This window comes from Chryseobacterium sp. Leaf180, from assembly GCF_001424585.1.
Classification (GTDB): domain Bacteria; phylum Bacteroidota; class Bacteroidia; order Flavobacteriales; family Weeksellaceae; genus Chryseobacterium.
Genome location: NZ_LMPJ01000001.1, coordinates 1,182,113 through 1,195,591 on the forward strand (window position 1 = coordinate 1,182,113; position 13,479 = coordinate 1,195,591).

At 38.8% G+C, this 13,479-nt stretch carries 14 protein-coding genes; 3 read left to right on the top strand and 11 right to left on the bottom strand.

Annotated elements, in window-relative coordinates; genetic code table 11:
* The first annotated feature begins 505 nt into the window (after positions 1-505).
* On the top strand, positions 506-712 hold the full coding sequence (locus tag ASG01_RS05530) for a hypothetical protein (protein WP_055861061.1): 207 nt from the start codon (positions 506-508) through the stop codon (positions 710-712).
* A gap of 248 nt (positions 713-960) precedes the next feature.
* Here the strand turns inward: ASG01_RS05530 and ASG01_RS05535 are convergent, their stop codons facing one another.
* From ASG01_RS05535 to ASG01_RS05585, 10 genes are all read right to left on the bottom strand, one after another.
* Positions 961-2,244, bottom strand: coding sequence for a cation:proton antiporter (locus ASG01_RS05535; protein ID WP_055861064.1), 1,284 nt, complete (start codon positions 2,242-2,244; stop codon positions 961-963).
* Positions 2,245-2,264: 20 nt separating this feature from the next.
* Positions 2,265-2,894, bottom strand: a complete 630-nt coding sequence (locus ASG01_RS05540; protein ID WP_055861067.1) for a DUF4919 domain-containing protein — start codon at positions 2,892-2,894, stop codon at positions 2,265-2,267.
* Positions 2,891-4,126 (bottom strand): GTPase HflX, encoded by a 1,236-nt coding sequence (hflX, locus tag ASG01_RS05545; RefSeq protein ID WP_055861068.1) that lies wholly within the window; start codon positions 4,124-4,126, stop codon positions 2,891-2,893. Before hflX ends, ASG01_RS05540 begins: the two co-directional genes overlap by 4 nt.
* 477 nt (positions 4,127-4,603) lie before the next feature.
* Positions 4,604-5,257 (bottom strand): N-acetylmuramoyl-L-alanine amidase, encoded by a 654-nt coding sequence (locus tag ASG01_RS05550; protein WP_055861071.1) that lies wholly within the window; start codon positions 5,255-5,257, stop codon positions 4,604-4,606.
* 340 nt (positions 5,258-5,597) lie between these two features.
* On the bottom strand, positions 5,598-5,822 hold the full coding sequence (locus ASG01_RS05555) for a hypothetical protein (RefSeq protein WP_055861075.1): 225 nt from the start codon (positions 5,820-5,822) through the stop codon (positions 5,598-5,600).
* Positions 5,812-5,985 carry a hypothetical protein gene (locus ASG01_RS15965; RefSeq protein ID WP_157844174.1) on the bottom strand — a complete coding sequence of 58 codons (174 nt, stop codon included), beginning with the start codon at positions 5,983-5,985 and terminating at the stop codon, positions 5,812-5,814. The genes ASG01_RS05555 and ASG01_RS15965 overlap by 11 nt, the downstream gene beginning before the upstream one ends.
* 582 nt (positions 5,986-6,567) lie before the next feature.
* Entirely contained in the window at positions 6,568-7,053 is a 486-nt protein-coding gene (locus ASG01_RS05570) for a hypothetical protein (RefSeq protein WP_055861084.1), read from the bottom strand.
* 181 nt (positions 7,054-7,234) lie between these two features.
* Positions 7,235-7,393, bottom strand: coding sequence for a hypothetical protein (locus ASG01_RS15970; protein ID WP_157844175.1), 159 nt, complete (start codon positions 7,391-7,393; stop codon positions 7,235-7,237).
* Positions 7,394-7,523: 130 nt separating this feature from the next.
* Positions 7,524-8,711, bottom strand: coding sequence for a hypothetical protein (locus ASG01_RS05580; RefSeq protein ID WP_055861090.1), 1,188 nt, complete (start codon positions 8,709-8,711; stop codon positions 7,524-7,526).
* Positions 8,712-8,786: 75 nt separating this feature from the next.
* Positions 8,787-9,230, bottom strand: coding sequence for a hypothetical protein (locus ASG01_RS05585; RefSeq protein ID WP_131725323.1), 444 nt, complete (start codon positions 9,228-9,230; stop codon positions 8,787-8,789).
* A 345-nt stretch (positions 9,231-9,575) separates the two neighbouring features.
* On the opposite strand from ASG01_RS05585, the gene ASG01_RS05590 reads away from it, so the two are divergent.
* Positions 9,576-10,334: a response regulator transcription factor gene (locus tag ASG01_RS05590; protein ID WP_055861096.1), complete on the top strand. Its 759-nt coding sequence runs from the start codon at positions 9,576-9,578 to the stop codon at positions 10,332-10,334.
* A 291-nt stretch (positions 10,335-10,625) separates the two neighbouring features.
* Here ASG01_RS05590 and ASG01_RS05595 read toward each other — a convergent pair whose 3' ends face one another.
* A complete protein-coding gene (locus ASG01_RS05595) occupies positions 10,626-11,060 on the bottom strand; it encodes an META domain-containing protein (protein WP_131725324.1) in 435 nt (144 codons plus the stop codon).
* Between the two features lie 87 nt (positions 11,061-11,147).
* Here ASG01_RS05595 and ASG01_RS05600 point away from each other — a divergent pair, with 87 nt between their 5' ends.
* Positions 11,148-13,352 (top strand): S46 family peptidase, encoded by a 2,205-nt coding sequence (locus tag ASG01_RS05600; RefSeq protein ID WP_055861103.1) that lies wholly within the window; start codon positions 11,148-11,150, stop codon positions 13,350-13,352.
* Positions 13,353-13,479: the final 127 nt, after the last annotated feature.

Here is a 13,479-nt window from a genome sequence, read left to right on the forward strand (position 1 = left end):
TTACGTTCAAATTATTGAGTAGAATCTGATCGCTGTCATATCAGCAGAGGAAATTTTTAATACGTCTGATGAAAATAAGTGTACGCTTTTCTGTTCCGGTAGAATAATCCACCGCCGGGTTTATTTATGTACCGCGCAATACGTGAAATTACGTGGTTTTTGACCCCGGATTTAATAGGCAGACGGAAATTTCATTTCAGCTCTATCAAAAAAACGCAATTCCAAAGTGTTTAAAGTTAAAATTAATCACTGCTACCTACACCGCTTTTCAGAACATAAAAAGATGATTCATCGCGCTTTTATTCAAATTCTCACAAAGGCATTGGGAGTAAAAAAGTCGGCGGCGAACAAATATGGTGGCAGGTTTTGAAAGGTTTGGCTTATAATCAGTAAACAGCCACCCGCGATCAGTAAATAGCCTTGCGCAGGTTAGAATTCCGCACCGGAGGTCAGTAATCTAGCAGCGGCGGGTAGAAATCAGACACCGTCGGTCAGTAATCTTGCTATGGCGGGTAGTAATCTCGCTTTGGCAAGTAGTGATCTCGTTCTGGAAAGTAGTGATCTTACTTTGGCGGACGGTGATCTTGCTCTGGCGGGTAGTGATCTTGCTCCGGCAGGTAGTGATCTTGTGATAGAAATTATGTTAAAAAATGTTAAAGAAAAGCATCTCCCGCCGTTTCCGGTGCCGCTGTCATGTGTTGCCCTACTTTAATTGTAAATTACAGAGCATACAGTGCAGTCCAACGCTTTTGAGTTAATATATAATCCACATCACTGTTTCAATCATCTAAAACATTTATCCACCCTTTAGGGCCGGAGAAGAGAAAAATGTTTTTATTTCTAATCCACACAAAGCCGGAACAGTACTGTTTCGAAGGTCGGGAATAAAATGACGGTACATAAAGAATCAGAAAACCGCACGAAAAGATCATGCGGCTTTATATTGCTGTTAAAATGACGCTATGCTTCCTTTGTCTGCAGACCAGCATGTTCCTGTTCTTCTTTGGCAATCTTTTTTGGGTTGGCGACTTTGGCAATGGTAAGTCCCTGCACGATAATCGAGAAAACAACCACGCAGTAGGTAATGCTTAATATGGCATTGCTGTATTCGCTTTTCGGAATCGAGATCGCCAGCGCAATGGAAACGCCACCGCGGATGCCTCCCCAAAACAGAACTTTTATGGTCTGCGGGCTGAATGTCGAACGGAAAAGTATAAACTTAGACGGTCCCCAAATCGAGATGAAACGCGCCAGAAGCACTACACCAATGGCCAGAAGTCCTGGAATTAAATAATGGTTTAGATCCTTGATCATCAGCAGTTCAAATCCGATGAAGAGGAAGAGGACGGCATTCAGAATTTCGTCAATCAGCTCCCAGAATTTGATGAGGTAATCCTGAGTGATCGATTTCATTTTAAACTTTACATTAAAATTCCCCATGAAAAGACCTGCAGCCACCATCGTGAGCGGCCCGGAAATATGAAGCTGTCTCGCAACGAGATACCCGCCCATCACAACGGCTAAAGTAACGAGCACCGAGATGATATAATCATCAACTTCACGCATCAGCCGCGAGGTAATCCACCCAAGTACAATTCCTAAAAGCAGTCCGCCGCCAGCTTCTTTAAGCAAAAGCAGTGTGATATTTTCTATTCCGAGATCCACTTCTTTGCCAATGGCAATCTGCAGGACAACGGTAAAAACCACAACGGCCATACCGTCATTGAAAAGCGATTCACCGGCAATTTTTGTCTCTAAAGATTTTGAAACATTCGCCTGTTTCAGAATACTGAGCACCGCCACAGGATCGGTCGGGGAAATCAGCGCACCAAATACCAGACAGTAGATAAACGGAATCTGTAAACCGACAAACGGCAGAAGATAAAACATTCCGAATCCTACAATAAACGTTGAAATAATCACACCCGCCGTGGAAAATATCAACACCGGCCGAAACTGTTCCTTCAGATCATTAATGTTAATATGAATTCCTCCCGCAAAGAGCAGGAAGTTAAGCATTGCGCCCATCAGCACCTCAGTAAAATCGATGCTGTTCATCAGTTCATTCAGTTTGCCAAAAGTTCGCGGCAGAAAGCTTTCACCAAAAAGAACGAGAATAATAGAGACCACAATGGCGATCACCATAATACCGATCGTACTCGGCAGTTTCAAAAAACGGTAATTGATGTAGGCAAATACGGATGCCAAAACGATAAGAGCTGAAAATGAATAGTATAATTCCAAAAAAAGAGGTTTTAATTAAATTAATCAAGGTCGGCAAAGAACACCTTGATGTAGATTTTGCTGCTGTCTTTCGTCCAGACATCCATTACGCCGTCTTTCAGCGTGGTGGAGGAGCGGATGTAATCGGGGCCGACATTCAGAATGTTCAGAAAGATATATTCATCGCCCAGACTGTTGGCGAGATAAGCCGTTTCAGGTGTGCGTCCGTCACCCGAAGATTTTATAGCGCCGGTCAGAAGCCGGAGTTGAGCCACATGTAAGCTGAATTCCTTCGCATCTTCTTTCTGTTCGTAGGCCCGCAGGATAATAAGCAGCACGTCGAGATTGGTCGGGTCTTTTGCATAAAGTTCTTTCCCGATGCGGATGCAGTCGCTGATGTTGTTTAAACGGAACGCTTCTGCGAGTTTCAGAAACTCGGCATCGGTCGTCGATACTTTGTCACGGATAAAATTGCGTCCGTAGTAGAGATGTTGCGCTTCAATGCTGTCGACCGACGCAGGATACGACTGATATTTAAACAGCAGCCTTTCGTACCGGTATGGTGAACGCGTATTGCTGATGTTTTTACCAATCACTTCGAGATCACTGAGTGTACGCTGCCCGCTTACAAGAAACGAGCAGAGCATTAGGATCGGGAGCCAGAATTTCATTGAGATTCGTCGTTTTGAGCTTCCTCTTCATCATTTTCAAAATATTCGAAAAGGAAATCGTTGTACGGAAATCTCGAAATGTGAATTTTCATCACCTCGTCGTAGATCAGCTTTTTCATCTCCGGAAAGTTCTCTTTCGTTAAGGCTGAAATAAATACGGTCGGGAATTTCGATTTTGCCATCCACGTTTTTTTCCATTCGTCGAGCGAAATATTTCGGCTGCTGCCCGGTGTCAGATCGTCTTCGTCTTTCTTTTCGTAATTAAAATCATCGATTTTATTGAAAACCATTATCATCGGTTTCTGATGCGCATTGATTTCCATTAAAATCTGATTCACCGATTCAATATGATCTTCGAAACTGTGATGCGAAATATCCACGACATGAATCAGCAAATCGGCTTCACGAACCTCATCAAGTGTTGATTTAAAAGATTCTACCAGTTGCGTCGGAAGTTTGCGGATAAACCCTACGGTATCAGTTAAAAGAAACGGAAGATTGCCGATGACGGTCTTCCGGACGGTCGTATCCAAGGTGGCAAAAAGCTTATTTTCAGCAAACACATCCGATTTCGAAAGCGCATTCATCAGCGTCGATTTTCCAACGTTGGTATATCCGACCAAAGCCACACGAACTACTTTTCCGCGGTTGTTCCGCTGCGTGGCCATCTGCTTGTCGATGGTTTTCAGTTTATCTTTTAAAAGCGTGATGCGGTCGCGGATGATACGTCGGTCGGTTTCGATTTCTGTTTCCCCGGGACCACGCATCCCGATTCCTCCTTTTTGCTTATCTAAGTGAGACCACATTTTACTTAATCTAGGCAATAAATACTGGTACTGCGCCAGTTCTACCTGTGTACGTGCGTATGAAGTCTGCGCGCGCTGGGCAAAAATATCGAGGATCAGATTGGTACGGTCGAGAATCTTCACTTCCATTTCCTTTTCCAGGTTTTTAAGCTGCGAAGGCGAGAGTTCATCATCGAAAATCACGGTGCCGATTTCGTTTTCTTTTATGTATTCTTTAATTTCCTGTGCCTTTCCGCTGCCCACAAAAGTCTTGGAATCGGGCTGGGTAAGTTTCTGAGTAAAACGTCGGTCGGTTGTGGCTCCGGCAGTAAAAGCCAGAAATTCCAGTTCGTCCATATATTCCTGCAGCTTTTCCTCATCCTGATGCTGCGTTACGACGCCCACCAAAATTACTTTTTCGTAGCTGTGTTGTTTTTTTTCTAACATGAATTATTAATAATTGATCTGAGTTGTAAGATAACATTTTTATGCCGTAAATCAAAATCACCGGTGCAAATATTTGCTGATTGTGAATTGTGAATTAATAATTGTGAATTGTGAATTGTGAATTTTAAGTTGTGAATTGTGAATGCTTTGATTAAAGAATAAAAAATAAAGAATAAGATAAAAAAATTGACCATTGACTTATTCACCCTCTCACCCTCCAGCGTTCCGACCCAGAAAACCACTGCCACATCCTTCGGTAAACACTGACTTTTACCGAAGGTCTTCCGAACGAGTCTCGAACGAGACCCGAAGAAAACCCTACAAACATTAAATAAGATTTTTCGTTACCAGGATCAAAATGACAGATGATATTTGCTGACTGCGGTAGATTAACTTTTGACCTAAATATAAAATTAAACAGGTGAAATTACTGTCTTGACAGATTTATAAAAGGCAAAGTAACCACAAGATGAAAGCTTATGTTTTCACCAACAGCGATTTCAGCATGGCAATCAGTTCCGGCTGCGGGTGGCAGTCGCTTTTGTCGGGTCGGTAGGAAACGTGAGACCATACACCCCAGGTTCCTTTCAGCGCCTGTGCGTTGGCTTCAAATATATTTTCGTGATAGTTGAGTGCGATGTTCCATTTAGCGGAAAGGTGCAGAAGCAGCTCGTGGAGGTTTGCAATCTGTTTGGGAGTGTATTTTTCAAAGCCGAAAAATCCGCGGTAACCTTTTGGGTACAGCTGTACATTTTTCAGAGGAATTTCTTTTCCCGTTACCGAAAACCAACGGCCATTCTTTTGGATGAGTCCGCCCCAGCTGTCGATCTCTATGCCAATAGAAATTTCATTGAGTCGCTTATTGGTCACCTCCGAGCCAAAGGTTTTGAGTGTTTGTGCCGAAATACCAAGGTGATTGGCCCAGTATTTCTCATTAAAAAGCTGATAAATTCCGGTTTCACGGTCAATGATAAAAGCGGTAGCCACGCGTTCCGGCGTACTGCTCCACCAGTTTACATCGCCTTCTACGCTTTCTCCGGATACGGTGTGGTGCAGCACAATAATCTTTTTCGGATGCTCCGTTTTATAGTACTGATGGTCTTTAAGGGATAAACCGGTATGAATTTTCATAGCACTTTTTCAAAAGAAATTTCTGTACCATAATGCGCTTAAAGGTGAGATACGATAAAAAAATAATTAAACGGAGACGGTTTTCTGAGACCGGTTGATAAAAAAAGCCACGCGGTGATGGCGTGGCTGTTGTTTGGCTTTGATCTTTTTATGTATAAAGTAAAGTAAGCAGTTTGCTTCTGGAAGTGTACATGTGATAATATATTGTGGCAATAATCATTTCATCTGAAACATGATCATCCAAAACAGATACTTGTAAACCATTTCCTTTCTTCCAGTTTTACAGTAAGGTTTTTCATAAGTACTTTTGTATAAAATATTTACATGATGATCTGTATGATTAGGAAGGGCTGTTTGAGTTTTTCATGAATTTACCCAACTGCACAATAAGACCTGCGATAAGACCGCCGAAAAAAATTCCCCAGCAGATCGATTTGATGACAAATTCTCTGGTTTCAGTATCATCTTCTGTATGGAGCATTGCAAAAACTGAAGAATCGAAAAATCTGAACAGGGCGATCGCGATGACAGCAACCGGAATAATGATGGGTAATTTATCTTTCATTCTGGTGGGTTTTAACGGTTTTTTTACGCGTCAGGAAATAAAACATCACGAAATAAAACAGTCCGGAAAAGACACTTCGGAGAATGTTTTTCGTGATGGTGTCTCCTTCCGAAGGCAGAAAGAAATTGAATAAAAACAGCACCAGCATAAAGATGGGCGTCATGATCAGGAGTTTTTTGTATGGCATAATGTAATAAATGTTAGTTTAAATGGGAGTTGGTTTCCTGTTTTTTCTTTTTCAAAAGCATCACGTTTCGGTAAATATTTACAGATAGCAAAAGAATCAAAAATAGATTCAGCCAGTGATAATGAAATGCAAAATTCCTGAGTTGAAAATCATCATCAAAAAAGTGGGTGGATGCCAGCAATAGGTACGCTAAACCGAGCGTGTACAGTAGGAGTGTAGTGTACAGATAAGTCTGGAGGTGTACAGTTTAAGAAGATTCATTGCGGTCTGTTTAGTAATAACAGTTTCTTTCTTAGGAGACTTTCTCTGTATTCTTTTTTTTCAGAAGAGTTGAAACATGAAAGATCTGAAGCGTAAAAAGCAACATCAGAAAAAGATTTGTCCGGCGGAATGTAAATTCTATGTTTTCGAAGGCGAAGTTTTCCTTATAAAAATTGGTCATACCGAGAAGCACTGAAAGAATGCCCAAGGGAAGGATACACAGACCGCTGTAAAGAAAAATTTTCGAGGTAAGTAATTGCGCGGGAATCATAATTTCTGATATTTTCAGGGTGGCGTTTAAGAAATATTTTTCCGTGTTCTGAAGTAATTGATGTTGATGCGGATCACGGCAACGGTCGCAAAAAACCAGATAAATGAGTACACTAGGTTGTTTTGCACATGGAAATTTCTGAATGTAAAATCTTCTTCAATGAGATTGGTAATACTGAGAATAAATGCAGCAAACGAAATCAGATAAATAATTGAAAATAAGAGCCATTGCGAAGTTGAGGGATTTTGCATCCAATGTACCGGTTTTGTAGTTTGGTCACCTTTTTTCTGTCTGTAATTTCTCGAAATACTCAGAATGGCTCCGGTGGAAGAAGCGATAAGCAACATGATAAGTGGATTAAGGTGAATCTCAAATTCGCGGTTGATAAAGGCACCTTCAAAAATATTGGTCATGCTGGCCGTGAGCATCAGAATCGCAGCACCGTACAGAATCAGCATGAGGTTGTACTGCGTGCGAGTCGGATTGAGATAGAAGTTTTGTTTTGGGGTCATAGGTTATTTTTTGGCAAATGTAAAGGTATTATCTGAAATATTAAATACCTTAAATGGTGAATTTTTTAAGATTTAGTATGTGATGTTTTTTGTAAGCACAGCAGCCTGGTGCACGCATTGATCGGATTACGATCTCATCTAAATCCATGCAAAGGCTGCTCAAAGCTTACATTCTCACACCTTACGATCTGAAGTAAATCATACTGGTGATGAGATATCCCGAGCTGGCAACAAGACTGCCGAGACTGACAACAGACGGAAGATCCCAGATTTCATTATAATAATGAGTAAAGCTTACCGCGGAGGCGTGAATGGCCAGAAGACTGATGATGTGTTTCATTGTATAAATATTTAAGGTTAAGAAATTATTTAAATTATCTCTTGTATTAAATGGATAGAAGCATTTTGAAGTTTGCATTACGGCCTATAGTGAGTGTACAAAACATAAGCAACGGGTTATGGTGACGAATTTATTCAATGAGATGCCCATCTTCCATGACAGAAACTGTAATTTTATCTGTACGTAAAGTTGGTTTTAAGTTGTTAATATTTGTTTCAATCTTTAAATTTGACCAATCCTTTGTGGAATTTAATAAAGATTGCATTTCACAAATATTCTGAGGCGTAATAGATTGATTATTGACCTTTAAGATTTCATCACCCACTTTAAAAGCATTTTTATTGTCTTTAAAAGTTGAAAGATTTACTATTAATTTTCCACCTTGATTTACAGCCAGGTAATTGATATTTTTGAAACGTGCGCTATTACTTATATTTTCTTTGGTATTTTGTTTGACGTAAACTTTTCTATTTTTTTTGTCAATAATCCAATTAAAGTTTTTGATAAATTGTATTCCAAGTATATTAGAATGTGTATTTTCATAATACATTATATCGCTTGAGACAGTAATATTCTTATTTAACTGTATAGTATTTTTATTTTTTATTAGTTGTTTTGCTTTTTGAAGCCCGGTTGATGTGAAGTATGTAAATTCTATCATAGAATCGTATTTCTCTTCCTTTATATCTTTCATCATTATTGAAACATCAGCACCTGAATCGAAAAGAAAGCGTTCTTTTTTTCCATTTACAAGCAAATCAACGAAAATGAGTTTTGCAATTAGTCCCTTATAGGATGAAGTAACCTCAGAATATTCTGGAAAGTTTTTTCTGTCAAAATTTTCGATTAGTTTAATATTCTGATTTTTATAGTCTAATAGAAAAGGAAGTTTTGTGTCGAAATAAGTTTCTAACCCCAGCACCCCTTTTAAGGCGCTCACTTCGCATTTATTTAATTCATTTATTGACGGTGCAGAATTTAAAACTCTATATTCTGTTTTAGTTATTGATGTATTAAAAGTTTTAGCTCTTAGCCGATCTATTACAAGACTCTCATTGAAAGCTGAGCCGATTTTCATTTTTCCCATTAGCTCTAATCCGTGATTATTGTCAGATTGAAAAATACTGCTGAAATAAGCTCCTGTGTCGAATAAAAATTTTTGTTTATCCCCGTTTATAACAACTTCAACGTATTGATTATCCACCAGCTTATCAATTTTTGAAATATCTGCAGAATTACGTTCTTGAATGTAGCCTGGATATTTTTCTTGAGCATTTAAAATGTTTGCTATTAAAAAAATAATTATTGCTTTCTTCATTTTATAGGATGTATTGAAATTAAAAAAAGATTAAATTGTGATCAGAGTGCTATTCATATAATTTTTAAACTGTTCTTAAAAATTGTATCTGTAGTAAACGTTCATTGCTGTAGAAGTAAAATCTTTATTGAAATTATTAGAAATTTTGAAACCTGTGGAACTGTTTTTTCTAATCCGTATTCCTAGATTGGCTCCTAATTGAAAATTGAAAGATGCACTGCCCCCATAAAAGGCAACTCCAAATCCTGAAAAAGCTGATACTTTTAATAATTTATTTGATTTATTTTCTAAGCCAAAAGCGACATTTGAAATATTCAAACTGACAGAATTGGGCTCCGAATATATATTGTTTACTTCAATAAAATAATTTTGCTTTATTTTATAACCAAGAGCCAGATCAAGATTGAAGTTTGAAATTTTTTTATGTGCAAGCACACCAGCGCCAACAGAGGCATAAATTTTATCCTGCGAAAAACAAAAGGTGGATAGTAATAGTAAGGGTAGAAAAAAGTTTTTCATGAATCTTTGGTTTTGTTATTATTTTTTGTATTAATTATTCAACAAAACTATGATTGCGGTGGGTAACACTTGTTACACTATAAGGTAGTTTTTTATAGCATCGCTATATCCAATAGAAAATAAATTGAAAGAAACATATCATTATTTACTATATAAATTCTGATGAAAGTGTTGTCTGTAATTGGTGTGAGTTGTTGAATTTCAATAGAATTTCTACTTCATTAAAACTTCTTATTTAATTGCGATTCAGAAATATCCCATCTGTTTGACGTCCAAATTCCCTTTTTACGTAGATTTGATTAAATTTAAAAAACTACACAAAAGTGTAGTTGTAATTTGATACAGATGGAAAAATTTAACAGTTTCTTTTCAGACAAAAATACCATTGCAGACATTACGGATAAGGATATAGCACAGACCGAAAATTATCTGGAAGTAGTAAGAACATTCGCTAAGCTTACCTATCAAAGTGTTTATATCATCGACTATTATCAAAGAAATTTTGAATATGTTTCAGATAATCCGCTTTTTCTGTGTGGGTTGTCATCAAAACAGGTGCAGGAACTTGGATATGACTTTTATTTTCAGCATGTTGGTGAACAGGATTTGAATTTACTTCTGAAAATTAATCAAGTTGGGTTTGATTTTTTTGATAATCTACCTGTGAAAGAGAGAAAGGATTATACAATCTCATACGATTTTCATATAATCAACGAAAAGAAGAACTCGATTTTAATCAATCATAAACTGACACCACTTTTTTTAAACGAAGAAGGAAAAATCTGGAAAGCGATGTGTATAGTTTCATTAAGCCCGAATGACGCTTCCGGAAATATAACAATCTCGAAAGTAAATTCAACCTCTATAGCAGAGTTTAACCTGGGAAATAACCGATGGGAAACAACAGAAAAAGTAAAATTATCTGAAAGAGAAATACAAATATTGATTCTCTATGCAAGAGGTTTAACTATAAATGAAATTGCTGACAAAATTTTTATCTCGCCTGATACCGTAAAATTTCACCGCAGAAAATTGTTTGAAAAAATGGATGTAAGTAATATCACTGAGGCTTTATCTTACGCTAAAAATAAAAAACTTATTTAGTTTTCTGCTTTTAATTTTTCAGCAACCAATTTTGAAGCCCGACTCGTGCGGAAGAATAGATTTAATCATCAAGATTTCTGCCCGCCTGATTGATCAATTGATCTTAGTAATTATGATTAATATCTATTTAAAAATCCTGGCATTAATTACTGTGATAATTTGTGGCCGTGTATAATATTTAAAAAAAATTAATCAAATAATCGAGGAGCGTAATACGGTAAAGATACTCCGTAGATAAAGCATAGATAAAGCGTAGATAGTGTATGGATAGAGCGTGAATGTGGTATGTGGCTAATCCCAGTCAGCCGCGATAAATTTAATCTGATGTCCGCTGCCGTCGGTGAGCAACAAATAATGTCCCGTCAGCGTAAATTTTCTGCTTTCGGAAAGCGATTTTATCAGCTTATCTTCCTGAGAATTATTGGAGCATTCGGTTTTGGTATGGGAAACCGAGCGGAATCTGATATTTCCATCAGCTCTGAAATGATAGTTAAAATTCAGTTGACTGCAGCCTATTTCAGCGTTTCCGTGCTGTGTCTTTCCGTCGCTTTTCTGTGAAAGATCAACACGAGCCGGTTTTGAAGTGATATCGTGCCGCGAAATCCCGTTATAGGAGATCAATAACCATTCGCGGTGGATGAACGGCTCGTTTTTTACAGCAGATATGCAGCTTGCCGGCAAAACAGTGATCAGAAGTACAAAGATCAGCAGAGTGATGATTTTCATGGAGATGGCTCGCCACAATTCGTGCCAATTAATCCGTGAGATCCCGCAAAAAGTATTAAATTAGCCACACAAAAATTTTTTAATACAATGAAAAGAATATTTTTACTGTTCACTTTTTTACTGGGCTTCGTCCAGATGAGGGCAGATGAAGGAATGTGGCTGTTGATGCTCATCAAAAGACTAAACGGTGTCGATATGCAGAAAGAAGGTCTGCGCCTTACACCGGAAGAGATTTATTCTGTAAATAATTCAAGTCTGAAAGATGCGATCGTAAGCTTCGGCGGATTCTGTACCGGCGAGATCGTATCAGACCGCGGATTGATTTTTACCAATCACCACTGTGGTTACGGTGCTGTAGCGGCAGCTTCTACACCGGCTAAAGATTACCTGAAAAACGGTTTCTGGGCGATGAAGGAGAAAGACGAATTCAATGCGAAAGATCTTTATGTAAGATTTTTAGTAAGAATGGATGACGCTACCCAAAGAATCAATGCCAAGCTGAATGACAAAATGTCTGCCGACGAAAGAAGAGCAGCGATCGAAGCAGAAAGCAAAGCCATTCAGACAGAAAATTCAGAAAACGGAAAATATACAGTGGTAGTAAGAGATTTCTTCAACGGAAATGAGTTTTATTATTTTGTATATCAGGATTATAAAGACATCAGACTGGTAGGCGCACCGCCGTCATCTTTAGGTAAATTCGGTGGTGATACCGATAACTGGGAGTGGCCGAGACATACAGCAGATTTCACGGTTTTCAGAGTCTATGCTGATGCAGCAGGAAATCCTGCAGAATACGCAGCGACTAATGTTCCGCTTAAGCCTAAACATTATCTTCCGGTTTCTTTAAAAGGAATCAAACCTGGCGACTTCTCAATGATTTTGGGATATCCGGGAAGAACCAACCGTTACCTTACGTCATACGGAATTGAGCAGATGGTAAGCAAAGATTACCCGGCTTGGGTAGCGGCTTCTAAACTGGCGATGGATGTGATGAAGAAGTATATGGATAAAGACAAAGCGACTCAGCTGGGGTACGCATCTCAATATGCAGGTGTTGCCAATTACTGGAAAAACAGACAGGGAACCATCGATGCTGTAGAGAAAAACGGAACCATTACCGATAAGCGCGAGCTTGAAAAAGTTTTTGCCAAATGGGCCGAAGAAAGCGGTATTGCCGAGTATGACGGCGTTCTTGAAAGTATCAGAAACTACTACATGCAGGTTTCTGACCGTAATGTGGAGAGAAATTATATGTCTATTCTTTCGCGTAACACAAAGTACATCACGGTTGCTTTACAGTTGGGAAGCTTGATTAAAACCTATGCAAAACAGGATATGCAGGGAAGAATCGCGATGAAACCAAAACTGGAAGAAGCGGTAAAAAATATTTACGAAAACTTCAATCCGGCGTTGGAAGGGGAAATGCTTACTTCAATGGTGAGCATGTATCAGCAGAAAGTTCCTGCCGATGTAGCTTCTAAAACCTTGATGGCTTTGGATGTAAAAACACTTTCAAACCTTGCTTTTTCTTCAATTTTCGCCAATAAAACCGCGGTAACGAATTTTATTCTGAATCCTGATATTCTGAAACTCGATGCAGATCCAATGGTGAAACTGGCCAACGGAATTATGGCAGACCAGAAATATCAGAATGAACGATTTGTGAATGTAGACAACAATTTCGCGAAGAATAACCGTCTGTTTTTGGCAGGTTTAATGAAATCAATGCCTGAGAAAAAATTCTATCCGGATGCAAACAGTACGATGAGACTTACTTACGGACAAATCGATACTTTGCCGGTAAGAGATGACAGAAACTATTTCGGAATTTCTGAAAAAGACAACTATTATACAACGATGGACGGTCTTGTTGGGAAGTACAAAGCAGGCGACGAGGAGTTTGATCTTCCTTCGCGTGTGATGGCGCTTCACAATGCCAAAGATTACGGAATGTACGCAGATAAAGACGGATATATGCCGGTAAACTTCCTTTCAAACAACGATATTACAGGAGGAAACTCAGGTTCTCCGGTGATTGACGGTGACGGAAACCTGATCGGTATTGCATTTGACGGAAACAGCGAGGCACTGAGCGGTGACATTGTTTTTGAAGACAAATGGCAGAAAACCATCAGCGTAGACATCCGTTTTGTACTGTGGACGATTGATAAATTTGCCGGAGCGAGAAGAATCGTAGATGAACTTCAGCTGGTAAAAGACACCAATACACCTGCAGATACTGGAAAATCTAAAATAAAAGAGGCAACGCCTGCAAAAAAGAAAAAGTAATTTTTCTGAAATAGTAAGAGAAACCGCAGAATATTCGTTCTGCGGTTTTTTGTTTGCCGTTGCCAGTCAATTTCATCAGCCACATTTCCTTTTTTAATCATTGATCATTGACCATTCATAGTATGCA

What these genes read in the sequence shown, in the direction of transcription:
- ASG01_RS05540 (WP_055861067.1), bottom strand. Translation starts at nt 2,894, where the DNA reads ATGAAATTCTGGCTCCCGATCCTAATGCTCTGCTCGTTTCTTGTAAGC.
- ASG01_RS05555 (WP_055861075.1), bottom strand. Translation starts at nt 5,822, where the DNA reads ATGAAAGATAAATTACCCATCATTATTCCGGTTGCTGTCATCGCGATC.
- ASG01_RS05530 (WP_055861061.1), top strand. Translation starts at nt 506, where the DNA reads ATGGCGGGTAGTAATCTCGCTTTGGCAAGTAGTGATCTCGTTCTGGAA.
- hflX (WP_055861068.1), bottom strand. Translation starts at nt 4,126, where the DNA reads ATGTTAGAAAAAAAACAACACAGCTACGAAAAAGTAATTTTGGTGGGC.
- ASG01_RS05550 (WP_055861071.1), bottom strand. Translation starts at nt 5,257, where the DNA reads ATGAAAATTCATACCGGTTTATCCCTTAAAGACCATCAGTACTATAAA.
- ASG01_RS05585 (WP_131725323.1), bottom strand. Translation starts at nt 9,230, where the DNA reads ATGAAAAACTTTTTTCTACCCTTACTATTACTATCCACCTTTTGTTTT.
- ASG01_RS15965 (WP_157844174.1), bottom strand. Translation starts at nt 5,985, where the DNA reads ATGACGCCCATCTTTATGCTGGTGCTGTTTTTATTCAATTTCTTTCTG.
- ASG01_RS05600 (WP_055861103.1), top strand. Translation starts at nt 11,148, where the DNA reads ATGAAAAGAATATTTTTACTGTTCACTTTTTTACTGGGCTTCGTCCAG.
- ASG01_RS05595 (WP_131725324.1), bottom strand. Translation starts at nt 11,060, where the DNA reads ATGAAAATCATCACTCTGCTGATCTTTGTACTTCTGATCACTGTTTTG.
- ASG01_RS15970 (WP_157844175.1), bottom strand. Translation starts at nt 7,393, where the DNA reads ATGAAACACATCATCAGTCTTCTGGCCATTCACGCCTCCGCGGTAAGC.
- ASG01_RS05570 (WP_055861084.1), bottom strand. Translation starts at nt 7,053, where the DNA reads ATGACCCCAAAACAAAACTTCTATCTCAATCCGACTCGCACGCAGTAC.
- ASG01_RS05590 (WP_055861096.1), top strand. Translation starts at nt 9,576, where the DNA reads ATGGAAAAATTTAACAGTTTCTTTTCAGACAAAAATACCATTGCAGAC.
- ASG01_RS05580 (WP_055861090.1), bottom strand. Translation starts at nt 8,711, where the DNA reads ATGAAGAAAGCAATAATTATTTTTTTAATAGCAAACATTTTAAATGCT.